This window comes from Bradyrhizobium sp. 197, from assembly GCF_023073375.1.
Taxonomy (GTDB): Bacteria; Pseudomonadota; Alphaproteobacteria; order Rhizobiales; family Xanthobacteraceae; genus Bradyrhizobium.
The window spans coordinates 25791-50895 of the sequence record NZ_JADPJJ010000162.1 but is presented as its reverse complement, the minus strand read 5'-3'; the positions used below and the strand labels follow the sequence as shown (position 1 = coordinate 50895).

The following is a 25105-nucleotide window of genomic DNA, read 5'->3' as shown; positions in this document are numbered from 1 at the left end:
TCAGTGTGTGGAGAGCTGTTGCGCCGACCATTTTTCGAGGTCGGTCATCTCGGCCGAGCCTTCGATCGTCGTAATGGTTCCATCCCGAGAGATGAGCATTGTCCGGGGAATGTCGCCCTGCCAAGCAGGATCGATCTCGAACCGCAAACGCTCGACAAAGCCGTCGTTGAAGATGAAGTTTTCGGTCGAGGACAGCCCCGCTCTGTCGAGCATCGATTGCGTCGCCGCCGGCAAGTTCGGCACGAGATCCGCGCTGATCGTGACGACGTCGATCCCAGGATGATCCTTCGCAAACTGCCCGAGCAGCGGCAGCTCGACCTTGCAGGGCCCGCAGGTTACGCCCCAGAAATGCACGAGCGTCGGGCGACCCGCATGGCCCCTCAGCACGCTTTGCCAGGTGCCGCGCTCGAACGGTTTCAGAGCCGGGGCTGCCCCTGGCGCAGACGCTGAGGCGATCAGGAGACCCAGGCCCAGCAGGCCGGCAAATCGACGTCTCATGGCTGGTCCTCGATTGCTGCAATCCGATAGCCATCCGCCTTCGTCATCCATGACAGGTAGGTCTGCCGGCCGTTGGAAACGAGCAAGGGGTGGTCGGAGGTGTCGGTGGTACTCGATATCGTTCTCGGTGCCGACCACGTCTCGCCATCGTCGTGCGAGATCGTCATCTGCACCGAGGTCTTCTCGCCATCGAACTCTTTCCAGACCATCACCGTTCCCGCCGGGCCCGCAAGCACGAACGGGCGCGTCGGACTGCGATCAGGCCGCCCCAGCGCCAAGGGCGCAGAGAACGTGCGGCCTTCGTCGCGCGAGTGGGCGTAGAACAATCCCTTTCGCACCTTCCCGTTGGTGTACCAGGCGACGTGATAGGTCCCGTTCGGTGCAACCGTGAGGCTCGGCCCGTGATGCGGGCAAGCATTGATCTGCCAGTCGTCATTGCTGACCCGATGGATTTCACCTGGCGTCGAGACGTCGGTGAAGGTCATGACCGCATGATCGCGCACGCCGCCGTCGAAGATGTTTCTGAAGATCACGACCGGCCGCCCCGGTGCTGCGAACGTCAACCCCAATCGGCAGCATTCGCAGGTGTTGTCACGCGCGAGACTGGCCTCTGCGTAGGTGGCGCCGCCATCGCGCGACGACGCAAAGAACAGCCCTGCGCCCTCGTACTTCCGTCCCGCCTCCTTCGCCGGGACGCGATTGCGCTTGTCGAGCCAGGCCGCGAAGACAGTGCCATCCTGATCGAGCGCCAGCGCCTCAAAACGCTGGCTCTCGTTGTTTGCGGTGATCGGCTTCAGCTCCGCAAAGCTCCTCCCGCCATCGGCCGAGCGCGTGTAGAGCACCTGACCGTTGAATGCCTCGTCCCTGAAGATCGAGAATGCGAGGGCGATGCCGCCCTTGCGATCGACCACGATCTTCGGCCGGGCATCCGGCCCCCAGTCTAGGTTGAGCCGCGTCGTCGTGACCTGGGTAGGAGGCGAAAAACTCCGCCCTGCATCCTGCGAACTCGCAACCGAAACCTGCCCGCCCGCCATCCAGGCGAGCCACAGCGTTCCGTCCGGGCCGAATGCAGGCGTCGCCTTGGTTGCGCAACGCAACGTGGGCTCCTCACAGGCCGCTTCGGAGGCATGCTGAGTATGCATCTGCGCGAGCACCGTACCTTGCAAGAACGCAAGGGCGGCTATGCCGAGGAGGCCACTTCGGATCATGGCCCTACTCCCTTCAAGAGCCCGGATCATCTAAACGCCACCTTCATACCTGCAACGAACGTGCGCGGCGAGCCCGCATAGATCGATCCCGTTGTGTTTGCGAGCACGCTCGCAGGATTTTGAAGGCCGGCCCCGGTCACCGTGTTGGCGATGTTGTTTGCCGACGCAACGTAGGTGCGATCGAACACGTTCCTGACTTCGAGAAACAAGTTGAGGGATCTGAAGGTATCCGACACCAGATCGGTCTTGTAGTGGACGTTCACATTGACCAGCTCATAACCTGGCGCTTTCAGCAGATTTGCATTGTCCATGTAGAAGGAGTCCTTCCACTGGACTTCGACAAAACCTCCCAGCCCCGTCAGTGGCCCCGCAAATTCGTCGTAGCCGATCCTGGCCGTCAGCTCGTTAGGCGAGATTCCGGGGATCTTGTTGCCTGCCCGGTTGAAGCTGAACACCGCGACATTGGTGATGTTCTCCACATACTCGGTGTAGACCTCGTCGAGATAGGTGTACGCCGCCATGAACCGCCAGCCCGGATAGAACTTCCAGTCGGCGGCGAGCTCGATGCCGCGATGTTCGGAGCGCGGCGCGTTGAATGTATAGCTTGTGTTGGCTGAATTGGCTGGAGTTGCCTGCGATACAAGTTCGTCGCGGAAAAATTCGTAGAACCCAGTCGCGCTGACCTTGAGCGTGTTGCTCGGTGTCCAGTCGAAACCGAGATCGTAGCCCAGGTTTTTCTGGGTCTGGAGTTGGGTATTGTTGCCCGACAGCCCGCTCGCCAAAACGAACAGGTTCGAAACCTGCGGAGTGCCATACCCCGTCGCGACCCGTCCCCGGAGCAGCCATTCGCTGTTGACTGTATAAAGCAACGCCAGCTCGGGCGACGTATTCTGGAACTGCCTGTCCGCGGCCGTAATCTTCAGAGGATCCAGGACGCCTGTCGGACCAGTGTAGCTGTAGGCCGTGTTTATGCCCTTCAGGACGGTTTGCTCCCAGCCGATGCCGGCAACGGCGAGCAGCGATGGTGTCAGCCTCAGCTCCTCTCGCGCGCGCACGCCGTAGTTCGACGTTTCGCTGTAGAGATTGTTCGTGATCCTGCCAAGCGTGGCATTGCCCCCCGGCATCACGCTTCGGGTGTCGCTCGACGCCGTCAGGGTGTTGTAGAAAGCGCCAAAGAACGCGGTCGACTCCAGGCCGAGAATTTCGCCCCGCTTGGTGAGATCGCTCATGTAATTATACGACGGGAAGTCGCCGATCGCGCTGGTCGTGCCGGTGGGCTGACTGATGTTCCTGTCGTCGAACACGAACTGGTTGCGCCAGGTCGTGGTGTTGTCAAAATCGTGCTCCCACCGGCCGCCGACGATGGTGCGGCGGTCGTTGCGGCCGAGCCCGGCCTGCACGGCCGTCTCCTTGTCGGTTCCGGCGGTCGCGTTGAAGCCGTTGTTGTTCAGCGTGACCGTACCGCATCCGGCCGCGGCCGCGGCGCCGGTCGCGCAGCCTTGCTGGAAGGGATTTTGATAGTACTGGTTCAGCGACTGTCGGATTGGCAGCCGCGCGCTGAGGTCGTTGTTGATGATCTTGACCGTGAAGCGATCGTCCGGCGTCGCCTTCAGCGTTCCGAGGAAATTGACGGTCTGCGTGTTGAACCAGCTATTGCCGATGTAGCCGTCGCCCCGCGTGTCGCTTGCAAACAGCGAGCCCTCGAAATTCCCGACCTTCTTGCCGGCTGCCAGGTAGTTGTTGCGATAACCGTAGCTGCCGCCGTCGACGCCATATTCGACGCCGTCGATCGTGCCGCCCCGCCGCGTTCGAAAATTGAGCGCGCCGCCGGTCGCATAATTGCCGTAGAGCGCCGACGAAGGGCCGCGGATCACGTCGATCGCACCATAGGCATGGGGATCGATCAGGTCGCTCCGCGACAGGCCGTCCGGCTGCGTCACCGGAAAACCGTCGTCGAAGATCACGAGATTGCGGATGCCAAAGCCGTTCCGGGCGTTGGAGCCGCGAATCGAGATGCCGAAATCGCGGGGGCCATTCCCCTGCTTGATCGAGATGCCCGGACTATCCCGCAAGACGTCGCTGACCGAAAACGACGGGCGATTGTCGAACTGGCTGCGATCGATGGTCGTCGCGGTCTGTCCGGCAGGCGCCTGATTGAGACCATCTCGGGCTGCACCGGCAGTCACTGTCCTGCTTTGGGTCGGTGCGCTGACGTTCGCGTTCGCCGCAACAGGCCTCGCCGCGCGGCCCGCCGAAGCGGAGCGTAGTCGTGATGGCCGGGTTACCGCTGGTTTGGGCCGGGCGGCCTGCGGCGCCTCAACGGTCACCGCGGGAAGCACGGTATTGCTGTTTTGGGCAAAGACTCCGCTCGACGACGCAAGCAGCGCGGCCTGAACGGCAACGAGGCTCACGCCACGGCGGGCATGACAACGTAACATGGGGCATTCCTGACGCCGGCAGCTATCGCCGGCCAATGACAACATCAATCGCCAGCGGACGGGCCGCGGCGTTACCTTGGGTCGTCAGGAAGATTGAGGCGGCGCGCGTGCCTGGGCGTTTGAGTCCCTATAGACGGCGACGGCGGATACATCCGCCACGTGCCACACCACGCGCTCGGCGTGGCGGAAGGGAATGGAGAGCGCGGCGTGCGGCGGCGAATCGGGTGACGCGCCCACCTGCGCCAGACAACACAGCGCGCAGGCGCCACCATGCGCGGCCGGTGCACCGTTCTGGTCGCTCAGGCCGCCCTGCTCGCTCGGGCTGTGGCAGATGACGGCTGCAGAGAGCGGATTGGCCATGGCCTGGCCGGCCGCCAAACAGGCAGCGATCGGCGCCAGCACCTGCATCGCCAAAGCGAGCAGGACCAGGGGTAAGAATTTTTGCAGCCGTGCGCGCATCCGCCGAACCATTCGTTCGTCTATCAACTAAACACCGCGCGGAGAGCCGAGTCGAGGCCGGTTCCGCCGCCTTCTTGGTACAGCGCAAATTTCTGGAGAACTGTGGTCGGGCCGCCCCACGAGAGGGGATCTGCGGCATTCGAGGCAGTCCCGCAACCCTGCCCCCTCCACAGATTTCTTATATTTGTCATATGCTTACAAGACCGGAAGCCCGATCATTTCGTTAATTGCTCGAATTTTGAACATTCGTTGCCGAAAATGATGACAAGTGAGAAAAGTTGATCTAGCATCCCTCTTGCTCAGGCTGGCCGTGAGGTCGAAGTCTGGTGGTCCAAGTCTCGGGAGGAGCCCCTGACGCGCAAAACGCAGCGTCGCCCCGCCAATCAAGATCAAATCTTAGAATCGGGGATAATAGGGTCGACACAATTTTCGAGCGGGGCTAGGGCCCCGCTCTTTTTTTGTCAGCATGGCCACGGCGCCGGTGAATAATCCTCCCAATCCGATCGAACGGGGCTTTGAACTCGCGGCCTTGCGCTGCGCGGATCTCACGCCGCTCGTCTATCAACGTCTGTTCGAAGAGCATCCCGAAACGCGGGCGATGTTCCGCACGCAAGGCAGCGACCTCGTGATGGGATCGATGCTCGCGCTGACGATCGAGGCGATTCTCGACTTCGCCGGTGATCGTCGCGGGCATTTCCGGCTGATCGCGTGCGAGGTCGCCTCGCACGATGGCTACGGCACGCCGCGCGAGCTGTTCATCGCCTTCTTTGCCGTGATCAGGGATACGCTGCGCGGGTTGCTCGGCGATGAATGGTCGCCGGATGTCGCGCAGGCCTGGGACCGACTGCTCATCGAGATCGACGCATTCGCCGCCGTTCAGGCCTGACGCTTGCGCTGCACCAACACCGGTTGCGGCGATCTCGCGTGATTGCAGATTGAGTGCCATCAACTCTTGTGAGACACTTTCCGTATCGGTCGCGCAATCAATGACGCGCCGACGATAAATATATGGGAGCGAGCGATGTCCGGGACGAAAGATTTCTCGACGACGAGGCGCGATCTTCTTCAAGCGGCGGCAACCGCCGGCGCCGGGGCTGCTATCCTCGGCGGCATGGGCATAAACCCCGCCCTTGCAGCCGAAGTCGGACGAAGCGAGAAGCCGCTGAAGGCGGCGTTCTCCAATGCGGGCCTCCAGGCGACCTGGTGCGCGCAGGGCAAGCAGGCCGCGGAGTTCTGGGGCAAGCTGTTCAATGTTGAGGTCACCTGGTTCGACGGCCAGCTCGATGCGGTGAAGCAGCGCGCGGCGATCGACAACATGGCCTCGCAGAAATGGGATTTCGTCGCCATCCAGGCTTTTGGCATCGGCACCCTCACCCAGCCCGTGCAGAAGATGATCGACGCCGGCACGCCCGTGATCGACATGGACACGCTGATTGCTCCCCTCGACCAGATCAACGTCCACTCCTTCCTCGCCCCTGACAACGAATTCATGGGCGCGTCCGTGACGCAGGCGCTGTGCAACGCCATGGGCGGCAAGGGCAAGATCATCATGACGCAGGGCGCGCTCGGCCATACCGGCGCGCAGGGCCGTGCCAAGGGCTTCAACAATGTCGTGAAGCAATTCCCTGGCATCGAGGTGCTGGATACTCAGCCCGCAGATTGGGACGTCTCCAAGACCGCACGTCTCTGGGAAACCTATCTGACCAAGTACCCGCAGATCGACGCAGCGTTCTTCCACAATGACGACATGGCGCTTGCCGCCGCCAACATCATGAAAGCGCGGGGCCGCACCAATATCCTGATCGGCGGCGTCGATGCGATGCCGCCGGCGATCCAGGCGGTCAGCGAAGGCCGCATGTTCGCCACCGTGCGCAATCCGTCCTGCCGCATCCATGGCGGCGCGATCGTCGCGGGCGTCTCCGCCGTGGTCGGCGGGGAGAAGAGCGGACAGGGCATTCCCAAGAACGTCGTCACCGACGGTCCAGTCGTGACCAAGGCCAACGCACCCGGTATGCAGTGGATGGAGGATCACTTCCTGATCTGACCCTCCATGCCTGAGGGACGTCAGCCCATCCTGGAATTGCAGGGCATCACGAAGAGCTTCGGCGGTGTCGAAGCGCTTCGTGGTGTCGATTTTGCGCTCTCACCCGGCGAGATCCATGGTCTCGTCGGCGAGAACGGCGCGGGAAAAAGCACGCTGATGAAGATCATCGCCGGCGTGCACACTGAATTCTCCGGCCGCTTCCTGATCGACGGACAGGAGACGCATTTCCGCTCGGCCCGCGATGCGCACTCCGCCGGCATCGCCATGGTGCACCAGGAGCTATCTGTCGCCCCCGACCTCACGGTCGCCGAGAACGTGTTTTTGGGTAACCAACCGACCAACCGGCTCGGCCTGGTACAATGGCGACGGATGGCGCGCGAGGCCGGCGAACAGCTCGCCCGCTTCGGCATCGACGTCGACCCGATGTCACGGCTCGGCGACCTCCCGATCGGGCTTCAGCAATTGATCGAGATCGCGCGCGTGCTGTTTTCCGGCGCGCGCATCGTCATCCTGGACGAGCCGACCTCCGCTCTTTCCCCGCCCGAGGTCGAACGGCTGTTCGCAACGCTGCGGCGCCTGCGCGCGGAAGGCACGGCAATCGTCTTCATCTCGCATTTCATCGAGGACATCTTGCGCGTGTCCGACACGGTGACCGTGTTCCGCAACGGGCGAAAGGTCGCGGAGACGGCAAGCGCTGCGACCAGCAAGGGCGCGCTGATCGAGGCTATGATCGGCCGCGGCGGCGAAGCGCTCGAGCATAGCTATAGCGACGATCTGATGCTGCCGCGGCCGGCGGACAGCTCGGTGGTCCTGAAGGTCGATCAATTGTCGCTGGCCCGCAGCCTGAAGGACATCTCCTTCGAGGCGCGTGCCGGCGAAGTGCTGGGAATCTACGGCTTCATGGGCTGCGGCCAGCAGGAGCTGTCGCGCATATTGTTCGGCAAGCTGAAGCCGGATGCCGGCACGCTCGCCGTCGAGGGCAAGCCAAAAACCTTCGCCAGCACGGCAGCGGCGCGGCGCGCCGGCGTGGCGCTGGTGCCGGAGAGCCGGCGCGCAATGCTGTTCCATCAGGAGCCGGTCTACAAGAACATCTCGATCAGCATTCTCGATCGCATCTCGGCGCTGCTGCTCAAGCCGGCGCAGGAGCGCGATATCGCCCAGCGCCAGGTCGAGCAGCTCCAGATCAGGCCGCCGGTGGTCGGCCTCGATCTCGGCATGCTCTCCGGCGGCAACCAGCAGAAGGTCGCGTTGGCGAAATGGCTGACCTATCCGCCAAAACTGCTGGTGCTGTGCGAGCCGACCCGCGGCATGGATGTCGGCGCCAAGAACGACGTCATCAACATCGTCCGCGACCTCCGCGCCAAAGGGCTCGCGATCATCGTGCTGTCGACCGAGCCGGAAACGGTGCTGTCGCTGGCCGACCGCATCCTCGTGCTCAAGCGCGGCGCATTGGTGCGGGAATTCAGGAACGAGCCGGTCAGCAAGGACCGCCTGCTGGAAGCGGCGTGACGGAGAAACACCATGGCGAGCAGTGAGACGGCACCGGCGGCGAGGCAACGGGCGCGCGGGTTAGCACCCTTCCTGCGCTCGCAGATGCGCAACATCGCGCCGTTCCTGACGCTGATTTTCCTGTCCGGCTTCTTCGCCCTCGCCAGCCCCTCCTTCGCGACGCTGGACAATCTCGGCAACATCCTGACGCAGGTATCGGTCACGGGCGTCATCGCCGTCGGCCTCACCTTCGTGATCCTCTGCGCGGAGATCGACCTCTCGATCGCCAGCATCGCCAACGTCACCGGCATCGCGGTCGCCTACTTCACGCTCCAGGAATCCTACGTCAACATTCCCAACATTCCCCTCCCCGGCGCCGCGGCGATCCTGCTGGCCATTCTGCTCTGCGCGGCTCTCGGCCTCGTCAATGCGCTGGGGCTGACCGTGATCGGCATCCCCTCCTTCATCATGACCCTGGCGATGATGCAGATCGCGGCCGGCATCTCCGCGCTGCTGGTGCGCGGCCAGATCGCCTACAAGGTGCCTGACGTGATCACCACGCTCGGCTCCGGATCGATCGGCGGCATTCCCTGGATCGTCATCGTCGCCGCGATCATGCTGCTCGGCGGCCATCTGGTGCTGACCTACACGCGCTTCGGCCGCTACGTCTACATGGTCGGGGGAAATCGCGAGGCCGCCGAATATGCCGGCCTCAACGTCAAGCTCATTCTCGGCGCGGTGATGGTGATCTCGGCGGTCTGCTCCGGCATCGGCGGCATGCTCGGTGTCGCCCATTTCGGCAGCGCGCAGCAGAACGAGTTCGACACTTACCTGCTCGACTCCATCGCTGCCGTCGTCGTCGGCGGCACCAGCCTGTTCGGCGGCCGCGGCGGCATCGGCAACACCATCGTCGGGCTGTTCGTGCTTGGCGTGCTCAACAACGGCCTCGACCACGTTAACATCGACAGCTTTTTGAAGATCCTGATCCGCGGCCTGATCCTGCTCTTGGCCCTGATCATCAACGTCTACGCGCAGCGGCTGAGGGAAAAGGCGGCGGAGTAGACAGCCATCAAAACAAAAAGCGCGAAAACAACCCCATGCACAGTAGAAACTGTGAGGAAGTTCAGCCGCTTACAATATTCGCAATTGCGTGATTGCGACCGCGCCGACGTTTGACTCGTCGGGCAAAACAGGCGCACGATGTCATTGTGGCGCTTGGCTTCGGTGGGCTCAGAGTCACGCCCAAGCTCCGTCATTGCGAGCGCAGCGAAGCAATCCAGACTGCCGCCACGGAAAGATTCTGGATTGCTTCGCTACGCTCGCAATGACGATGTGATAGCAGGGCAATCCAGCCTCCCCTCGATCGCAGAGCATGAGAGGCGGCTTAACTGTCCGACTTCTCTTCCAGCGCGAGCTGCGAGAACCGGAAATTGCAGTGGCTCGCACCGCCCGCTAACGTCTGTGTCCTTTCCAGCCGGATGCCTCGCGCTGCGTAGGCGACGAAATCGAGGCCGCAGATGTTCGGCAGAATGTCCTTGTCGCCATGGCGCGCCGCGAATTTGCAGAAGCCGCAGGCCTTGTAGTTGATCCCGAACTCGAAATTGTCTTTCGGACCCGGCTCGACGAAATCGTAGGCGAAATCTTCCGGAAACTCGTTCTGATGGCTGTCAGTCATGCTTGTGGCCGCCTGCTCGCGCAGCAAAGCCTGGTTCTCCGGCGACATGAATTGACGCCCCGAGGCGAGACGTTCCGCTTCTGATACGGTCAGCAATTGCGCCCTGTAGGTTTCCCGCTCGATCTCGCCGATCACAGGCAGCGGCACGCCGTGCCGCCGCAGTACCCGACTGATGGCCATGAAGCCCATCAGGCGCATGAAGAAATCGCTCATACGACTGGCCGCGCCGCCGACATAGGGCATCTGGGTGAGCACGATCTCGAATTCGTCCATCACCTTCTGCCTGATCCCGTCGATCTCGGTGAGATGCGCGCGCTCGCGCAACATCGCATCGGCAAGGTCGAGCCGCTGGCGCATGGCCGCTTCCATAGCGCTCCGATGCGTCTCGTAGAAGGGATGCATGTTTTCAGCCATTGGACACCCGATATGATTGGCTCATTCGCGAAGTCGGTTTCACTCCGCGGCGATCGCCTCGATCTCCAGCAGCCATTTGCTGTCGACGGTCTCGACGATCACGACCGTCAGCGCGGGCTGGTGGTCCCCGAGCATCGCGCGACGAATGGTGCGGTTGGTCACGACATGATTGCGGTCGGTCAGGAACGTGGTCACCTTCACCAGATGCTCGACGCCAAGGCCTGCGGCGGCGAGCACCTCCATCACGTTGCGCCAGGCCTGCTCGCATTGCGCCTCGAAACCGTCGGGCACGGTGCCGTCGGTTCTCTCAGGCACCTGGCCGCTGATGAACAAGAGGCGGCGGTGCTGCGTCAATTCAACTCCCAAGCTGCAACCACCGGCGGGAGCATGGACCGTTGCGGGATTGTGGCTGACGGCGTGAACTGGCGGCATAGGGTTTCTCCGGTTTGCGGGCCGACCCTATGCGGCGACATCGCCGCCGTGCAAAGCATTGTTGCTGCGGTTCAACGCAAGAAAATCTATTGCAAGGCCGCGGCCCATCAGTGTCAAAGTGGAGCACGATGACCTACACCCTTCCACCCCTCAACGCGCTCCGCGCCTTCGAAGCCGCTGCCCGCCATCTCAGCTTCAAGCTGGCCGCGCACGAGCTGCACGTGACGCCCGCCGCCGTGGGGCAGCAGGTGAAAGCGCTGGAGGCGCGCCTCGGCGTGCAGCTGTTCGAGCGGCTGCATAAGCAGCTCATCCTCACCGCGGCCGGTCAGGCCTATCTGCCCGGAGTCTCCGAAGGCTTTCGCCACATCGCGGAGGCGACCTCGCAATTGAAACCGGCGGGTGCGGTACTGCTGCAGTTGGGCGTTCATGGCGGCTTCGACCTGCGTCGCCTCGAATTGGCGGAGTTTCGCGGCGCGCATTCGGAGATCGGTTTGCGGGTGCTCCAGCCCGCCGGCCTACACGAATTGGTCGAGGGCAAGGTCGACCTGCTGATCGCCCGGGGTCTCAGCCGCCATCCGGGCTATCGCTGCGACCGGGTCGATGCGGGATCCGTCTTGGGCGATTGGCTGATCGCGCCTGAAGGCACGGCGGATTGCCCCGAAATCATCAGCTTCCGCGACTGGCTGCGTGGCCTGCCGGCCGAGAATCCGCTCGCAAACCGCCGCCCTCGTCTGGTCGGCATCAGACGATAGGCTCGACTGGCAATCCATAGTCTCGCCGCGACGAAGTTGGACAGGTCGGGCAAAACAGGATCAGAACATCATCACGCGGCGATCGCATGTCTGGCGAGCGCTAAGCTCAAGCCCAGCTCGGTCGTTCGAGCTGCACTCGCCTCCTCATCGGGAGCTTGAATGACGGCTCGGCGGTCAGGATCAACCCAGCCTGCTACCGAGCGGATTGGTGGCAATTTGCCCGAAAGCAGACCTATGGTGCTCAGTTCGAGCTTTGTCGTTCATGACCCAAAGCAGAAGTCATGTGCTTGACTAGACGCCGCCGATTGCGGCGGCACCAGGCGGGCAGTCGCGCGCGCCGGATTGCTCGAGATAGCGTGTCGGAGCCCTGCGCTCGCTAACGGTCCCTCGTCGAAACGGCGTTTGCTGGCTTCATCGGTCGCGCATTAACGCCTCACGCTTATGTGTTCGGTGACGCGGCATTGCCGCGAGAATGGCCATTGAAGTACGATCGTAATGTTATATTATGGTCGTAATGGCATCCATCTGCGCCTCCCTCGGCGGGAGTGAGATGCTGCTTCTCAGCTCCTCGCGAGGATTTCATGGACGACACCGTTGCCACTTCACGCCACATCGCATCGCAAGCAACCCCAGATCTCACCTTTCTTGGGCTCGCAGCCGCCGCAGCAGCGGTTCGTAACGGCGAGATCACGTCGGAGGCCTATACCGCGGCGCTCCTGCAGCGCGCCCAGTTGCTTGCCGATCTCAACGCCTTCATCACCATCGACCAGGCCGCCGTGCTGGCGGCCGCGAGGGATGCGGACAAAGCGCGTGCGGCCGGATCGGCGGCCGCGCTGCTTGGCGTGCCGCTCGGGGTGAAGGATAGCTATTTGACGAAAGGGCTGCCTACTAGCCTAGGTCTCGATAGCCTCGCTCACTTCGTACCGCGCGAAGATGCGGACGCTGTACGAGCCATTAAGGGTGCGGGCGCCTTGATCTTCGGCAAGAATAACCTCGTCGAAATGTCTTACGGTTTGACCGGTCACAACGCACGTTACGGCCAGGTGAATAATCCGCATGCACGAGATCGCGTGTCCGGCGGCTCCTCGAGCGGCTCTGCCGCATCGGTGGCCGCCGGCCTCGTTCCCGCGTCCTTGGGCGGTGACACCGTTGGGTCAATTCGGGTGCCCGCATCGTTCTGTGGCGTCGTGGGATTCAAGCCAACCACCGGGCGTTGGCCGCGCTACGGCGTTGCGCCAATCTCCCATACGCTCGACACGACGGGGGTATTCACCCGAAGCGTTGAGGACTGCATTCTGGTGGATCAGGTCGTGACTGGTGACGAGTCCTCCGACGGCGGCTATGGCCTGAATGGAGTCCGGCTGGCCTTCGCGCCGCGACAGTTCCTGGATCTGGTGGATTCGGAAGTCGAGACCCGCTTCCGCGAGGTGGTTCAGCAACTGCAGGACGCCGGCGCCGAGGTCATTGAAGTAGACCTTGGCGACGATTTCAACTCCCTCGTCCAAATCGCGACATGGGGCATCTTCGCTCATGAGACGATGGGCGCAATTTCGGAGTTTCTTCGCCGCCATGACATTCCGACCACGTTCGAGGCCATTTACGACGGCCTTAAGCCCCAACTTCGGCAGGCGTGGGGGCACATCGTACTGCCGGGTGGTGCAGGTTCTACATCGGCAGAGGCCTATCGGACGGCGCTCGACGTGAGCCGGCCGGAAATCCAGCGCCGCCTCAACACGGCGTTCGTCTCTCATGGGGCGCTGGTCATTTTGCAACCGACCACGCCCTGCACGGCGCCTTTGATCGAGGAGCAGTCGACCGTCCATATCGCGGGGCAGGAAGTCAGCTACCTCGCTTTGGCGAACCACACCGTGTCGGCGAGCAGCGTGGGGCTACCGGGTATCAGCCTTCCCGTCGGCTTGTCTCGCGCTGGGCTACCGATTGGTCTTGAACTGGACGCTCCCTTTGGGAGCGACCGGGCGCTTCTGAACCTTGCCCGCGGCATCGAAGGCGTCTTGGGCGCCAAGTCGACTGCGATCTGACGCCGTGGCCGTGGCCCCCTCGCTTGGCGAAGCTGCTGCCTAACGGTTGCGGGATATAGTGGAGTGGAGAGAAGATGCGTTTCGAGAAAGGTCATAAGGCAGCGACGCGACGGCACATCGTCGATGTGGCGTCGAAGTGTGTGCGCCGAGACGGCATCTCCGCCGCCGGGATCGCCGGGATCATGGGCGAAGCCGCCCTGACCAAAGGGGCATTCTCTCCTCACTTCGAATCCAAAGACGCGCTCGTTCGCGAGGCGCTGGGGAGCGCGCTCGCCGACCAGCAACATCGCCTCGATGAGGATCAGCGGAATGGCCTGGACCTTGAGGGCGCGATCCGGAGGTACCTGAACCGCGCTCACCTCGATGACCCGGCGGGTGGGTGCCCCTCAGCGGCGTTGCTCCCCGAAATCTCCCGCCAGCCCCTGTCCACGCGGCGAGACTACGAGAAAGGACTGCGAAGCTACGTTTCGACTCTCGCGGCACTGCTTCCTGACGCCGGTTCTGCAGCGAGTGGCCGCCGCGCGACGGCCATCTTCGGCCTCATGGTCGGCACCCTCCAGTTCGCGCGGGCCGTGCCGGATGGTGCCCGGGCGGAGCAGATCCTGGAAGGCGGCGTTGAGGCCGCGTTGCACTTGGCACGAACTCCGTCTTCATAAATTAGAAGGCCGGAACGGCTTAGCTTTTCCATTGTTATCCCTCAAATCCCCGAGGTCCGCTCCTGACCCAACTGAGACATTGGCGCGAGGCTTCTGTCCCGCGTTTTGTGTTTAGGACCATGGCGGCTCTTCGCTCTTCCCGACCGCCTCGTGGTGGGTCGTGACACCCGCCGAGCGCAAGCCGGTCAGCAATACGGTTCTCACAGAGGCCGGATCGAATCCAATATCCTTGGCGTTTGGTGGATGTGCTTCGCTGCCCTTCAATCGGAACGCCAAGTGCAATTGCTCGCAAAGGTGCTGAACGACGAGATTGACCTGATCATCAGTCATGATCTGCCTTTCCTGCTACATTTTGCTATCCAATCTGGTAGCACACATGAAAATAGGGCGATATGCGATTGGACCGCCCCAAGAATCAACCCCACGCGATTGCCCATGGGCGGGCCCCAAAGCGTCAGGCTGTCAGGACAGACCGGAAGTAACTAGCGGGCCACTAGAGCGACCCTTTTGAGCACGACGGACGCGCCTTTCATCCTTAGGGATGCCCGCCCTCGGTCGAAGCCAATTGCGTCTGACCAACAATCTCGTCAGCACGCCAGCACCGGACCTCATGCCCGTCGGCTCGCGTTTCCAGCACCGGACCGGGTTCGCTCCGACATACGTCCTCGGCGTAGCGACAACGCGGACTAAACGCGCATCCGTTCGGCGGATTGAGGGGATTGGGAAGATCCCCGCCTGTCGTTGCCAGCGGTGCATGGCGCAGCGGATCGGGAATGGCGGCGATCAGGGCTTGCGTATAGGGGTGCGCGGGCCGTTCGAAGATTTCGCGCCAGTCGCCGTTCTCGACGATGCGGCCGAGATACATGACGGCGACCCTGTCGCTCATGTGTTCGACCACGCCGAGGTCGTGGCTGATCATGATGAACGACAAGCCGAGCGTTTCCTTCAGTTCCAGCAGCAGATTGATGATCTGCGCACGGATCGAGACATCCAGCGCCGACACGGGCTCGTCGCAGATGACGATTTTGGGATTGAGGATCAGGGCGCGCGCAATGCCGATGCGCTGGCGCTGGCCGCCGGAGAATTCATGCGGGTAGCGGTCGGCCTGTTCGGGCCGCAGGCCCACATGCCGCAGCATGATCGCAACGCGGTCCCCGATCTCGCTTGCGGCGGTCACGCCATGCACGCGCAGGGGATCTTCAAGCGTGCGACGAACGGTCTGGCGTGGATTGAGCGAGGCGTAGGGGTCCTGAAACACCATTTGCACGATGCGGGCCAGCGCCTTTCGATCGCCGGATGGCCGGCCCGTCACGACCTGCCCGTCCACCACGATGCGGCCGCGCGTCGGGGTCTGGAGACCAAGGATCGACAATGCGACCGTCGACTTGCCGGAGCCGGACTCGCCGACGAGGCCGAGGCATTCGCCCCGCTTCAGCCTGAGATCGACACCGTCGACGGCGCGGAGCAGCCGACGGCCGCGCCCCAGCAGGCCGCCTCCGAGCGGAAAATGGACCGCAAGATCCTCGACGCTGAGAATGACATCGTCGTCTGGCCTTCCCTGCGGCTCATGCATGGTGATGACACCTGACCAGACCGCCGGCCTCCAGCAAATCCGTTCCCGGCACGGTGGTCCGGCAAATATCGGTCGCATGCGCGCAGCGCGGATTGAACCGGCAGCCATGCGGGAAATTCGTGATGGCCGGGACGACGCCCGCGATCTCCTTCAGCCTGGTGCGGCCAAGCGCGGCGCGGCTGCCGAGCCGCGGCAGCGAGGCCACCAGGCCTCGCGTATAGGGGTGCGAGGGCGCCCGGAAGATATCGGCCGAGCCGCGCTCCTCGACGATGCGGCCGGCATACATCACGGCCACGCGGCGACAGACATTGGCGACCAGGCCGAGATCGTGGCTGATCATCAGGATTGCCGTTCCTCTCTCGGCACACAAATTCCGCATCAGCTCGATGATTTCGGCTTGCACGGTGACGTCGAGCGCGGTGGTCGGCTCGTCGGCGATCAGCAGATCCGGACCGCATGCGAGCGCAATGGCGATCATCACGCGCTGACGCATGCCGCCCGACAGCTGGTGCGGGTAATCCTTCACGCGTCGTTCCGGCGCGGGAACGCGGACGCTCGCCAGCGCCTCGACGGCCAGCTGGTTGGCTTCCCGCCAGCTCTTGCCCTTGTGCAGCACGAACATCTCGGCGATCTGCCGGCCCACCGGCGAGACCGGGTTCAGCGCCGTCATCGGCTCCTGGAAGATCATGGCGATGCGATTGCCGCGCAGCTCCCGTTGCCTGCCGGCTGAAAGTTGCTGGATCTCCCTGCCCTCGAACCGGATGGCGCCGCCGCCGATCGACAACGGCTGCCGCAACAGGCCGATCAAAGCGAGCGCCGTGATGCTCTTGCCGCAGCCGGATTCGCCGACAAGGCCGAACGTCTCGCCGCGATCGATGCGGAATGAAATGCCCTCGACCGCCGCAACGCGCCTCGATCCATCGTTGAGATCGATACGCAAATCCTCAACCTCGATCAGCGGCACCCCGGTCATGTGCGCCGGCTCCGCGATTGTGGATCGAGAATGTCGCGCAGGCCGTCGCCGAGCAGGTTGAGGCCGAGCACCGTCAGGAAGATGGCAAGACCGGGAAAGACCGATAGCCACGGCGCCGTCGTGATCTGGTCGCGGGCATCCGACAACATGCTGCCCCAGCTCGGAAACGGCGGGCGCACGCCGAGGCCGAGGAACGACAATGCGGCTTCGGACAGGACCGCGCTGCCCATGCCGAGCGTGCCGATGACGACGATCGGTCCGAGCATGTTCGGCAGCAGCTGCGTGGTCATGATGCGCAAATCACCGTAGCCGAGCACGGTCGCGGCCTGCACATAGCCCTGGCTCCTGAGCGACAGCGCCGAGGCCCGTGCGATCCGGCACGTGAAAGACCAGTTGGTCAAGCCGAGTGCGATCAGCAGGCTGGTCAGGCCGGGACCAAGCACCGCCATGATGGCCAGCGCGAAGATCAGCGATGGGATCGCGAGCATGACATTGGTCAGGCCGTTGACGACATCGTCCCACCAGCCGCCCCAATAGCCGGCGCTCAGGCCCAGCGCGACGCCGATGACGCTGTTGATGAGCTGCGAGACGATGCCGACCGTCAGCGAGACGCGCGCGCCGTAGACGACGCGGGAATAGATGTCGCGGCCCTGGTCGTCGGTGCCGAACCACCAGGTCCAGCTCGGGGGCTCTTCCGCATTCAACAAATTGGCGTCCATGACGGGATCGGTATGGGCCAGCCAGGGCGCGAGCAGGCCGACCAGGATGGCGAGCGCGAACAGCGCGCCGCCGATGATGAGATTGGCGCGCAGCTTCATGCGTATCTGATCCTGGGATCGATCACGCCGTAGAGCAGGTCGATCAGCAGATTGATCGCGAGAAAGGCCAATACCACCACGAGAATGGATCCTTGGACGGCCGGAATGTCGCGCTGCAGGACACTGTCGACCAGCAGCGAGCCGATGCCGGGCCAGGAGTACAATTTCTCGACGACCACCGCCTGCCCCATCAACGCGCCGAACTGCAGGCCGACGGTGGTGAGAATGATGACAAGCGCATTGCGCATCACGTGCCACTTCACGACCCGTGTCTCGCTCATGCCCTTCGAGCGCGCAGTGCGCACGAAATCTGCGGTCATGATCTCGAGGACCGCAGCGCGCGTCGTCCGGGCGAACAGCGCCATCGGCGAGACGCCGAGCGTCACGGCAGGAAGGATCAGATATTTCAGTCCGCCATCACCATAGCCGAAACTCGGCAGCCAGCCGAGCTTCAACGCAAAGAAGTACATCAGCACCAGTCCGAGCCAGAATTTGGCGATCGAAAGGCCCGAGACCGCCACGACCATTGCGAGCGTGTCGACGATGCCGCCAGGCTTCAGCGCTGCGATGAAGCCCAGCGGCACGCCGATCACCACGGCAAGTGCCATGGCGGCGAAGATAAGTTGCAGCGTCGGCCACATCCGTTTGGCGATCATGGTCGTGACAGGTTCGCGGGTCCGGAACGATGTTCCGAAATCACCTGTCGCGAGCTTGGCGATGTAGGCGCCGAACCGCACATAGACGGGATCGTCGAGGCCGAGCTGCTTCTTCATGCGCAGCTCGACCTGTGGATCGCTGTCGTCGCTCATGGACGAGACGATGCTGCCGGGAACGACGCTGAACAGCACGAAGACCAGCAGCACGACGGCGAGCACGGTCGGAATGGTTTGCAGGAGACGACGGAACAGGAAGGGGAGCATCGGCACTTTTCCTCTCTCCCTCCATCGTTCGTTGCGATGGAGGGAGCCCGAGAGCGCGTGTCACTTCGCGGGCGAGGTCTCGTCGACCCAGAGGTCTTCGACGTTCTGATGGGTCAGCTCCGTCGCGTTCAGCTGAATCCCCTTGAGCCACGGCTGCACCGCCATGACCGCCTTGTTGTAGTTGAAGAACCAGACCGGCGCCTCTTCGTAGAGCAGGGCGTTGGCCTTTTGCAGCAGCTGGGCGCGCTTGGCGGGATCGTCGGCCTGTCCGGCCTCATCGACCATCTTGTCGAAGTCGGCATTTTTGAAGTTCATGTAGTTGCAGGCTGGTTGCGGCGTCGCCGAGTGGAAGCATTTGAGGGCGGCCTGCGGATCCGGGCCGCTCGCCTGGGAATAGATGAAGGCCTGGTAATCGCCGCTGCGAACCACCTCCGCCAGTACCGCGGTCTCGACCTGCTTGACTTTCACCTTGATGCCGACCTTGTCCAGCATCGGGATGACGGCCGAGACGATCGGCAGACCCCAGCTTTCATTCTGGCTGGTGGTCCATTCGAATTCGAAGCCCGAGGGATAGCCGGCGTCAGCGAGCAGCTGCTTGGCCTTGGCGGGATCGAAGGCGTAGGGCTTCATGGCCTTGTCGTAGGCGGGCGAGGTCAGCGGCAGCCAGCTGGTGGCGCGATAGGCCTTGCCCTTGACCAGCTTGTTGATGATCAGGTCGGTGTCGATCGCATAGTTGATCGCCTGCCGGACCCGCTTGTCGGCGAACGGCTTGAACGCGGGGTTCATCCCCATGTAGCGGGTGAAGACCTCGGCGACCTCGACGACGGTGCCCTTGAGGTCGGCGTCGTTCTGATAGGCCACATATTGCGCAGGTCCCAGCACCGAGGTGTCGATCTCCTTGTTTCGGAAGGCGACATCGCGTGCCGCGGCCTCGCCCATGACCGACACGATGATCTTGTCAGCATAGGGTTTGCCGGGCTTGTAGAACCGGTCCCACCGCTCCAGAACGATGCGCGATCCCGGCACGTGCTCGACGAACTTGAAGGGCCCAAGACCGATCGGCTTCTGGAGAAAGCTCTCCTTGGCGGCTTCGTCGGCGGGATAGATCGAAGTTATCGCGTTCCAGAAGTAGAAGCCTGGATCGACTTTCTCGGTCAGCTTCATCTCAAGTGTGAAGTCGTCGATTTTCTTCAGGCCGGAGATTTCCTTGGCCTGGCCCTTCTCGACCGCGGCCGCGCCCTCGATCACGCGGACATAGCGCGCGCCGGGATAGGCCTTGGTGCCGTCCATGATGCGGTTGTAGGTCCAGATGACGTCGTCGGCCGTCATCTTGCGGCCGTTGTGGAAATAGGCGTCGTCGCGCAGCTTGAAGGTGTGAACGAGACCTCCGCCCGAGACGACGTCCTCCTTGGCAAGCTCCAGAACCGGCTTGCCTTCCGTGGAATTCCAGATGTAGAGCGACCGATGCAGAGCCTTGGCGTAGATTTCGTCCTGGGCGCGCTGCGTCGTATGAATGTCCAGGCTTGTGAAGCTCGAACCATAAGGCGCGGTCATGCGGATTGTTCCGCCCTTTCGCGGTGTCTGGGCCTCCGCCGAGGCGACGAGCGCCAGTCCAAAACCAGCGACGATTGCCACTATCCTGAAGATCATGTGTCCCCCAACAACGCAGGCGTGCTCCGGTTCGAGAGTTGACCATCCGCGGCACGTCGAGCGCAAGCGCCTTGAAGGGGTTGACGTATGCGGGCGCAGAGCTCGGGCCCCGATTTGTGAGTACGCGCCCTAGCCAGTCGCGAGCTCCGGCTGCCAGTCGCGCAATTTTCGCGCTGCAGCAGTGACGTCCACAATGGTCGGAAATGCCCCCGCCTCGAGCATCATCGTCCTTGCCAGCCTCACGGCGCGTGCTTCGCTGATCGCGCGCCTGCGCGGATCCTCGATCAGCTCGAAATCGATATTGTGGGCGAGACCGAAGATGCGGCGGATGGTTTTTGCCGCGGCGAAGCCGACCGTGTCGGCGAACAGCCGCTGCATGTAGGCCTGCCGCTCGGCCTCAAGCCGCGCGGCGCCCTTCTCTCCTGCGAAGAGCGAGGCCGGATAGGCATCTCCTGCCGCGCCAGCGCGCCAGAGGTCGAGGAATTTGCGGGCGAACTCGTTCCAGACCTGCTCGACGGTCTCGAGCACCCAGCCTTCAAAGGCGCGGCGGTCCCCCGGCGAGCGCTCGTGGCCTGATGACGCGAAATAGGCCATCAGCAGGTTTGCCAGCACAGCGCCGACATCAAACCCCATCGGACCATAGAACGCGAACTCGGGATCGATCACCCGCGTTTGGCCCTCCGTCACCATGACCGAGCCGGTGTGAAGGTCCCCGTGGATCAGCGCCTCGGGGCTCGCCATGAATTTCAGCTTCAGCCGGGAGATCGCGACATGCAATTCCAAATCAGCACGCAGGCTCGCGGCTAGTGTGTTGAGGTAGGGCACGGTCCAGTGGTTCTGTACGGCCACGCGGTACGGGTCGGTGAAGATCAAATCCTCGGTGATCTTGCACAGCGCATGGTTGCCGGCGAAGTCCGCGATGGCCTCCTTCTTGTCGGCCGCCGACAGCGCGAGGTCGGAGGTGAAGAACAAGGTCCGGGCCATGAAGGTGGTGATGTCATTGGCGAAGCCCGGATATTGCGTTCCCGCGACCATCCCCTTGCGCATGATGATGTGGGGCTCGAGCAGCTCCATCACCGTCAGCGCCAGCGCCTCGTCGTGATGCAGCAATGCCGGCACGAGGCCGGGCGCGAGCTGGGCCTGCCGGGACAGAGCGAGATATTCGTAATGGGCCCGGGACAGCGGCAGCGGCCAGCTCTCGCCGACGAGGCGGACATAGGGCAGCGCCTGCTTCACGGCGACACCGCTGCGGCCGCCCTTGACGATAAAGACGAGATTGAGATTGCCGTCGCCGACTTCGGTGATCGACCAGGAGGCAGCCTCGCCGCCGAGAAGCGCCTTGAGGTCCGGAACGCCTGCGAGATAGTCCCGCAAGTCAGCCTCATGCAGAATCCGGTACCCCTCCGCCTGCGCCATGACGATCCCATCCCATGCTTGTCATGGCCGGATCGCTACTCCCGCTCCAGGAAGCTTGAGCCGATCTCGGCCTTTCTTTTGACCGGATCGTAATCGCAATAGACGTTGTCCGCCACCAGCGTGTAGCTGGCGCTGACATTGTATTTGTCGAGCTTGACCGAGTTCAGGCCGATGACCGAGGTGCTCTTGCCCCCGTTCCATTTGAACGGCGTCGAGCTCTTGGCCTGCTCGCAGGCCATCACCGCGTCGTTGAAGACGTAGCCCTCGACAAACGCCTTCAGGGTGCGCACCTGCGCGGCCATCTTCCACTCGAAATAGCCGATCGCACCGAGACCGGCGACGATCAGCACCAACAGCGCGATGACGATCCTCTGAAAAATCATTCGTCCCCCCAAACCCACGCAACCGGAAAATTCTAAAACGGCATTCCCATCAATTTCGACAGACGTTCGATCGAGAGATAGCCGGCGTGATAGGCCGCTATGCCGATCCCGTAGATGATGGCCGAGATGATCGTGGTCCAGATCAGCTTGCGCCGCATGCCGGTCAGGATCGGTGCGCCGGGATCGGTGCCTGGCGTGCCCACGCCGTCCTCGTGCTGGCTGCGTACGCCGAACGGCAGCGTCAGAAACAGTGCAATCCACCAGATGACGAAGTAGATCGCGAGCGCGGTTGAGAGCTGGATCGCCATGGCTTCGGCCTTACGCCTGCTCGATTTCGACCAGCGCGCCGGAAAAATCCTTCGGATGCAGGAACAGCACCGGCTTGCCGTGGGCGCCGATCTTCGGCACGCCGTCGCCAAGCACGCGTGCGCCCTCTTTCACCAGCGTGTCGCGCGAGGCGATGATGTCCACCACCTCGTAGCAGACATGATGGATGCCGCCGTCGGCGTTGCGGTCCAGGAATTTTGCGATCGGCGAGGCCTCGCCGAGCGGCTCGATGAACTCGATCTTGGTGTTGGGCAGGGTCGCGAACACGGTGGTGACGCCATGCTCGGGCAGCGCGACGGCCTCCGATATCTGGGCCCCGAATGCGGCGCCATAGATTTTGGCGGCCTTGACGGCGTCCTTGGTCGCGATCGCGACATGGTTGAGCCGGCCCAGCATGTTTCTTCTCCCTCAGAGCATGATCCGGAAAAGTGTGAAGCGGTTTTCCGATGAGATCATGCTCAAACTTTATACTGTCAGCACATGTACCAGACAGGGGGGCTTTTTGCCCCAATGTTCGTTGATCACGGAGCGGACAGCGCGTCGCACCGACTCCGCCAGCGCATCCGCGTCGCGGCGGCGCGCCTTCGGCAGGCCTTCGATGGTGGAGACCACGGCATCGAAGACGATGTCGTCGAAGGGCTCGCCCGCTTTGTTCTTCTCGGGGATGCCGATCAGATCGACCTCGGGATCGTCGACGAGCTCGCCTTGCTGCGTCATGGCGATAGCCACAAAGGCGCAGCCGGAGAAGGCCAAGCGGCGCCGCTCGACCACCGCGCGGGACTTGGAGTCCTCCAGAATCGTGCCGTCCTTGTAGAGACGGCCCGCAGGCACTTGCCCGATGATGCCGGGATCGCCGGGGCCGAGCTTGACGAGATCGCCGTTACGGCAGACCAGCACGCGCGGCACGCCGGCGGCGCGCGCGAGCTTGGCGTGCTCGTTCAGGTGCAGGGCCTCGCCATGGACGGGGATCAGGAGCTGCGGCCTGGTCCAGGCGATCATGTCGCGCAATTCGTCGCGGCGGGGATGACCGGAGACATGGACCAGCTGGTCGCGGTCGGTGATGACCTCCACGCCCTGCAAAACCAGGCCGTTGATGATGGCGCCGACCGCCTTCTCGTTGCCGGGAATGGTGCGCGAGGAGAAGATCACGCTATCGCCGCGGTTGAGCGTGATCTCGGGATGGTCGTCATTGGCGATGCGCGCCAGCGCGGCACGGGGCTCGCCCTGGCTGCCGGTGCAGAGCGCCAGCACCTTGTCCTGCGGCAGATGACCGTAGACCTCGGGGGAGCGGAAACTCTGCACGCCGTCGAGATAGCCGGTCTCGCGCGCGACCTGCACCACGCGCTCCATGGCGCGGCCGACCACGACGACCTCACGATCGGCGGCCTTCGCAGCGATGGCGACCGCCTTGAGGCGCGCGACATTGGAAGCAAAGGTCGTGACTGCGACGCGGCCCTTGGCGGCCTTGACGAGCTCGGTGATGGATCTCGCAACCTCGGCTTCCGAGGGTGAGCGGCCGTCGCGCACGGCGTTGGTGGAATCGCCGATCAAGGCGAGCAGGCCCTGATCGCCCAGCTCGCGCAGCCGCTTTTCGTCGGTCGGGCGGCCGATGATCGGGGTCGGATCGATCTTCCAGTCGCCGGTGTGCAGCACCGTGCCGACTTCGGTGTGAATCGCCAGCGCATGCGACTCCGGAATCGAGTGCGCGACGGGGATGAACTCGACGTTGAACGGACCGATATCGACGCGCCCGCCGGACGGCACCACCGTCACCGGGATCTTCGGCGCATTGCGCTCGGCGGCGCATTTGGCTTCGAACAGCGCGGCGCTGAACTGCGTCGCATAGATCGGGCATTTCAGCCTCGGCCACAGGTCGATGATGGCGCCGAAATGGTCCTCATGGGCGTGGGTCAGCACCAGGCCCATCAGGTTCTTGCGCTCCTTCTCCAGAAAGCTGATGTCGGGCATGATCAGGTCGATGCCCGGCAGATGCTCCTCGTCGCCGAAGGAGACGCCGAGATCGATCGCCAGCCAGGCGCGCTGCTGGCGGTTGCCGAGGCCGTAGATCGACAAATTCATGCCGATCTCGCCGACACCGCCGAGCGGTGCAAATACCAGTTCTTCAGGCTTCGCCATCACGCAGCTCCCACGGAGGCGGCCGAGCCAAAGAACACCTCGCCCGCGGCCACCGGCACGCGCCGGCCCTCCGCGGTGCGGACGATCAGGCAGCCGGCGTCGTCGATCGTGTCAAAAATGCCTTCCAGCGTCATCACTCCCGTGTGGATCGCAACCCGCTCGCCGAGGCCGGCGGCGCGCTCCAACCATAGTTTGCGGATCTCGGCAAAGCCGCGACCATTGTCCCAGATGCCGCGGAACTCCACCCAGGCGTCAGAGAGTGCCGAGAACAGCTCCTCCGCACTGATCTGGACGCCGAGCGCGGCGAGCGACACCGCCGGCGTCGGCGTGCCCTCGGGCGCGGCGACGACGTTGGTGCCGATGCCGACGACGATGGCAAGGCGTTCACCGACGACTTCGGCCTCAAGGCCGATACCGACCAGCTTCTTGCCGCCGGCAAGCACGTCGTTAGGCCATTTCAGTGTGTAGCGGGGACGACCCTCGCCGAGGCGCAGTGCAGCCTCCAGGCTCACCTTTTCCAGGGCGGCCTCCTCGGCCAGCCCGGCCGCAAAGCCGATCGTCGCCCCGACGGAAGGGGCGACGTCCAGGACTTCGAGGACGCTGGCGGCGAGGTTACCCTTTGGCGCGATCCAGGCACGCTGGCGTCGGCCGCGGCCGGCGGTCTGCTCCGACGTGACGAACCACATCGGGCCACGTTCGCCGCCCCTCGCGTGCTCGATCGCCTCGGTATTGGTCGAGCCGGTCCGTTCGAAAGCCGCGAGCTTGTAGCCCGCCGACAGAGCGCTGGGACCGAGCGCGAATGCCAT

At 63.3% G+C, this 25105-nt stretch carries 25 protein-coding genes; 7 read left to right on the top strand and 18 right to left on the bottom strand.

Annotated elements, in window-relative coordinates:
* From IVB27_RS35570 to IVB27_RS35555, 4 genes are all read right to left on the bottom strand, one after another.
* Window positions 1–498, bottom strand: coding sequence for a TlpA family protein disulfide reductase (locus IVB27_RS35570; protein ID WP_247447354.1), 498 nt, complete (start codon window positions 496–498; stop codon window positions 1–3).
* Complete coding sequence (locus IVB27_RS35565) at window positions 495–1706, bottom strand: sialidase family protein (RefSeq protein WP_247447353.1); 1212 nt, start codon at window positions 1704–1706, stop codon at window positions 495–497. Before IVB27_RS35565 ends, IVB27_RS35570 begins: the two co-directional genes overlap by 4 nt.
* Before the next feature lie 26 nt (window positions 1707–1732).
* Complete coding sequence (locus tag IVB27_RS35560; protein WP_247447352.1) at window positions 1733–4144, bottom strand: TonB-dependent receptor family protein; 2412 nt, start codon at window positions 4142–4144, stop codon at window positions 1733–1735.
* Between the two features lie 84 nt (window positions 4145–4228).
* A complete protein-coding gene (locus IVB27_RS35555) occupies window positions 4229–4603 on the bottom strand; it encodes a DUF2946 domain-containing protein (RefSeq protein WP_247447351.1) in 375 nt (124 codons plus the stop codon).
* 481 nt (window positions 4604–5084) lie between these two features.
* On the opposite strand from IVB27_RS35555, the gene IVB27_RS35550 reads away from it, so the two are divergent.
* The 4 genes from IVB27_RS35550 to IVB27_RS35535 all read left to right on the top strand — a co-directional run bounded on the left by IVB27_RS35550 (window position 5085) and on the right by IVB27_RS35535 (window position 9197).
* The gene (locus IVB27_RS35550) at window positions 5085–5489 is read left to right on the top strand and encodes a globin (RefSeq protein ID WP_247447350.1); all 405 of its coding nucleotides are present in this window, start codon (window positions 5085–5087) and stop codon (window positions 5487–5489) included.
* Window positions 5490–5624: 135 nt separating this feature from the next.
* On the top strand, window positions 5625–6647 hold the full coding sequence (locus IVB27_RS35545) for a sugar ABC transporter substrate-binding protein (RefSeq protein WP_247349284.1): 1023 nt from the start codon (window positions 5625–5627) through the stop codon (window positions 6645–6647).
* Between the two features lie 6 nt (window positions 6648–6653).
* Window positions 6654–8156: a sugar ABC transporter ATP-binding protein gene (locus tag IVB27_RS35540; RefSeq protein WP_247447349.1), complete on the top strand. Its 1503-nt coding sequence runs from the start codon at window positions 6654–6656 to the stop codon at window positions 8154–8156.
* A gap of 12 nt (window positions 8157–8168) precedes the next feature.
* Window positions 8169–9197 carry an ABC transporter permease gene (locus tag IVB27_RS35535; RefSeq protein ID WP_247447348.1) on the top strand — a complete coding sequence of 343 codons (1029 nt, stop codon included), beginning with the start codon at window positions 8169–8171 and terminating at the stop codon, window positions 9195–9197.
* A gap of 322 nt (window positions 9198–9519) precedes the next feature.
* Here IVB27_RS35535 and IVB27_RS35530 read toward each other — a convergent pair whose 3' ends face one another.
* Both IVB27_RS35530 and IVB27_RS35525 read right to left on the bottom strand, forming a co-directional pair.
* Window positions 9520–10224 (bottom strand): L-2-amino-thiazoline-4-carboxylic acid hydrolase, encoded by a 705-nt coding sequence (locus IVB27_RS35530; RefSeq protein ID WP_247447347.1) that lies wholly within the window; start codon window positions 10222–10224, stop codon window positions 9520–9522.
* A gap of 39 nt (window positions 10225–10263) precedes the next feature.
* A complete protein-coding gene (locus tag IVB27_RS35525; RefSeq protein ID WP_247447346.1) occupies window positions 10264–10656 on the bottom strand; it encodes a RidA family protein in 393 nt (130 codons plus the stop codon).
* Between the two features lie 128 nt (window positions 10657–10784).
* Between IVB27_RS35525 and IVB27_RS35520 the strand changes: the two genes are divergently transcribed.
* The 3 genes from IVB27_RS35520 to IVB27_RS35510 all read left to right on the top strand — a co-directional run bounded on the left by IVB27_RS35520 (window position 10785) and on the right by IVB27_RS35510 (window position 14103).
* Window positions 10785–11408 (top strand): LysR family transcriptional regulator, encoded by a 624-nt coding sequence (locus tag IVB27_RS35520; RefSeq protein ID WP_247447345.1) that lies wholly within the window; start codon window positions 10785–10787, stop codon window positions 11406–11408.
* Window positions 11409–11989: 581 nt separating this feature from the next.
* A complete protein-coding gene (locus IVB27_RS35515) occupies window positions 11990–13447 on the top strand; it encodes an amidase family protein (protein ID WP_247447344.1) in 1458 nt (485 codons plus the stop codon).
* Between the two features lie 74 nt (window positions 13448–13521).
* Entirely contained in the window at window positions 13522–14103 is a 582-nt protein-coding gene (locus IVB27_RS35510) for a TetR/AcrR family transcriptional regulator (RefSeq protein ID WP_247447343.1), read from the top strand.
* 111 nt (window positions 14104–14214) lie between these two features.
* On the opposite strand, the gene IVB27_RS35505 is transcribed toward IVB27_RS35510, so the two are convergent.
* The 12 genes from IVB27_RS35505 to IVB27_RS35450 all read right to left on the bottom strand — a co-directional run bounded on the left by IVB27_RS35505 (window position 14215) and on the right by IVB27_RS35450 (window position 25105).
* Window positions 14215–14433, bottom strand: coding sequence for a hypothetical protein (locus IVB27_RS35505; protein WP_247349293.1), 219 nt, complete (start codon window positions 14431–14433; stop codon window positions 14215–14217).
* Between the two features lie 205 nt (window positions 14434–14638).
* Window positions 14639–15676, bottom strand: a complete 1038-nt coding sequence (locus IVB27_RS35500) for an ABC transporter ATP-binding protein (RefSeq protein ID WP_247447342.1) — start codon at window positions 15674–15676, stop codon at window positions 14639–14641.
* Window positions 15669–16649 (bottom strand): ABC transporter ATP-binding protein, encoded by a 981-nt coding sequence (locus tag IVB27_RS35495; protein WP_247447341.1) that lies wholly within the window; start codon window positions 16647–16649, stop codon window positions 15669–15671. The genes IVB27_RS35500 and IVB27_RS35495 overlap by 8 nt, the downstream gene beginning before the upstream one ends.
* Window positions 16646–17467, bottom strand: coding sequence for an ABC transporter permease (locus tag IVB27_RS35490; RefSeq protein WP_247349296.1), 822 nt, complete (start codon window positions 17465–17467; stop codon window positions 16646–16648). Before IVB27_RS35490 ends, IVB27_RS35495 begins: the two co-directional genes overlap by 4 nt.
* On the bottom strand, window positions 17464–18387 hold the full coding sequence (locus IVB27_RS35485; protein ID WP_247447417.1) for an ABC transporter permease: 924 nt from the start codon (window positions 18385–18387) through the stop codon (window positions 17464–17466). The genes IVB27_RS35490 and IVB27_RS35485 overlap by 4 nt, the downstream gene beginning before the upstream one ends.
* Window positions 18388–18447: 60 nt before the next feature.
* Window positions 18448–20037 carry an ABC transporter substrate-binding protein gene (locus IVB27_RS35480; RefSeq protein ID WP_247447340.1) on the bottom strand — a complete coding sequence of 530 codons (1590 nt, stop codon included), beginning with the start codon at window positions 20035–20037 and terminating at the stop codon, window positions 18448–18450.
* 129 nt (window positions 20038–20166) lie between these two features.
* A complete protein-coding gene (gene mtnK / locus IVB27_RS35475) occupies window positions 20167–21453 on the bottom strand; it encodes an S-methyl-5-thioribose kinase (protein WP_247447339.1) in 1287 nt (428 codons plus the stop codon).
* Between the two features lie 35 nt (window positions 21454–21488).
* Complete coding sequence (locus IVB27_RS35470; RefSeq protein ID WP_247349301.1) at window positions 21489–21836, bottom strand: hypothetical protein; 348 nt, start codon at window positions 21834–21836, stop codon at window positions 21489–21491.
* A gap of 32 nt (window positions 21837–21868) precedes the next feature.
* Window positions 21869–22144: a DUF1467 family protein gene (locus IVB27_RS35465; RefSeq protein ID WP_247349302.1), complete on the bottom strand. Its 276-nt coding sequence runs from the start codon at window positions 22142–22144 to the stop codon at window positions 21869–21871.
* Window positions 22145–22154: 10 nt separating this feature from the next.
* Complete coding sequence (gene mce / locus IVB27_RS35460; RefSeq protein ID WP_007603572.1) at window positions 22155–22559, bottom strand: methylmalonyl-CoA epimerase; 405 nt, start codon at window positions 22557–22559, stop codon at window positions 22155–22157.
* Between the two features lie 69 nt (window positions 22560–22628).
* A complete protein-coding gene (locus IVB27_RS35455; RefSeq protein WP_247447338.1) occupies window positions 22629–24299 on the bottom strand; it encodes a ribonuclease J in 1671 nt (556 codons plus the stop codon).
* Window positions 24299–25105 (bottom strand): biotin--[acetyl-CoA-carboxylase] ligase, encoded by an 807-nt coding sequence (locus tag IVB27_RS35450; RefSeq protein WP_247447337.1) that lies wholly within the window; start codon window positions 25103–25105, stop codon window positions 24299–24301. Before IVB27_RS35450 ends, IVB27_RS35455 begins: the two co-directional genes overlap by 1 nt.

Bases quoted from the DNA above. Each gene is read 5' to 3' on its own strand.
- IVB27_RS35485 (WP_247447417.1), bottom strand. From the start codon at position 18,387: ATGCTCCCCTTCCTGTTCCGTCGTCTCCTGCAAACCATTCCGACCGTG.
- IVB27_RS35500 (WP_247447342.1), bottom strand. From the start codon at position 15,676: ATGCATGAGCCGCAGGGAAGGCCAGACGACGATGTCATTCTCAGCGTC.
- IVB27_RS35535 (WP_247447348.1), top strand. From the start codon at position 8,169: ATGGCGAGCAGTGAGACGGCACCGGCGGCGAGGCAACGGGCGCGCGGG.
- IVB27_RS35505 (WP_247349293.1), bottom strand. From the start codon at position 14,433: ATGACTGATGATCAGGTCAATCTCGTCGTTCAGCACCTTTGCGAGCAA.
- IVB27_RS35570 (WP_247447354.1), bottom strand. From the start codon at position 498: ATGAGACGTCGATTTGCCGGCCTGCTGGGCCTGGGTCTCCTGATCGCC.
- IVB27_RS35480 (WP_247447340.1), bottom strand. From the start codon at position 20,037: ATGATCTTCAGGATAGTGGCAATCGTCGCTGGTTTTGGACTGGCGCTC.
- IVB27_RS35515 (WP_247447344.1), top strand. From the start codon at position 11,990: ATGGACGACACCGTTGCCACTTCACGCCACATCGCATCGCAAGCAACC.
- IVB27_RS35455 (WP_247447338.1), bottom strand. From the start codon at position 24,299: ATGGCGAAGCCTGAAGAACTGGTATTTGCACCGCTCGGCGGTGTCGGC.
- IVB27_RS35525 (WP_247447346.1), bottom strand. From the start codon at position 10,656: ATGCCGCCAGTTCACGCCGTCAGCCACAATCCCGCAACGGTCCATGCT.
- IVB27_RS35565 (WP_247447353.1), bottom strand. From the start codon at position 1,706: ATGATCCGAAGTGGCCTCCTCGGCATAGCCGCCCTTGCGTTCTTGCAA.
- mce (WP_007603572.1), bottom strand. From the start codon at position 22,559: ATGCTGGGCCGGCTCAACCATGTCGCGATCGCGACCAAGGACGCCGTC.
- IVB27_RS35545 (WP_247349284.1), top strand. From the start codon at position 5,625: ATGTCCGGGACGAAAGATTTCTCGACGACGAGGCGCGATCTTCTTCAA.
- IVB27_RS35540 (WP_247447349.1), top strand. From the start codon at position 6,654: ATGCCTGAGGGACGTCAGCCCATCCTGGAATTGCAGGGCATCACGAAG.
- IVB27_RS35510 (WP_247447343.1), top strand. From the start codon at position 13,522: ATGCGTTTCGAGAAAGGTCATAAGGCAGCGACGCGACGGCACATCGTC.
- IVB27_RS35555 (WP_247447351.1), bottom strand. From the start codon at position 4,603: ATGCGCGCACGGCTGCAAAAATTCTTACCCCTGGTCCTGCTCGCTTTG.
- mtnK (WP_247447339.1), bottom strand. From the start codon at position 21,453: ATGGCGCAGGCGGAGGGGTACCGGATTCTGCATGAGGCTGACTTGCGG.
- IVB27_RS35450 (WP_247447337.1), bottom strand. From the start codon at position 25,105: ATGGCATTCGCGCTCGGTCCCAGCGCTCTGTCGGCGGGCTACAAGCTC.
- IVB27_RS35520 (WP_247447345.1), top strand. From the start codon at position 10,785: ATGACCTACACCCTTCCACCCCTCAACGCGCTCCGCGCCTTCGAAGCC.
- IVB27_RS35495 (WP_247447341.1), bottom strand. From the start codon at position 16,649: ATGACCGGGGTGCCGCTGATCGAGGTTGAGGATTTGCGTATCGATCTC.
- IVB27_RS35560 (WP_247447352.1), bottom strand. From the start codon at position 4,144: ATGTTACGTTGTCATGCCCGCCGTGGCGTGAGCCTCGTTGCCGTTCAG.
- IVB27_RS35470 (WP_247349301.1), bottom strand. From the start codon at position 21,836: ATGATTTTTCAGAGGATCGTCATCGCGCTGTTGGTGCTGATCGTCGCC.
- IVB27_RS35490 (WP_247349296.1), bottom strand. From the start codon at position 17,467: ATGAAGCTGCGCGCCAATCTCATCATCGGCGGCGCGCTGTTCGCGCTC.
- IVB27_RS35530 (WP_247447347.1), bottom strand. From the start codon at position 10,224: ATGGCTGAAAACATGCATCCCTTCTACGAGACGCATCGGAGCGCTATG.
- IVB27_RS35465 (WP_247349302.1), bottom strand. From the start codon at position 22,144: ATGGCGATCCAGCTCTCAACCGCGCTCGCGATCTACTTCGTCATCTGG.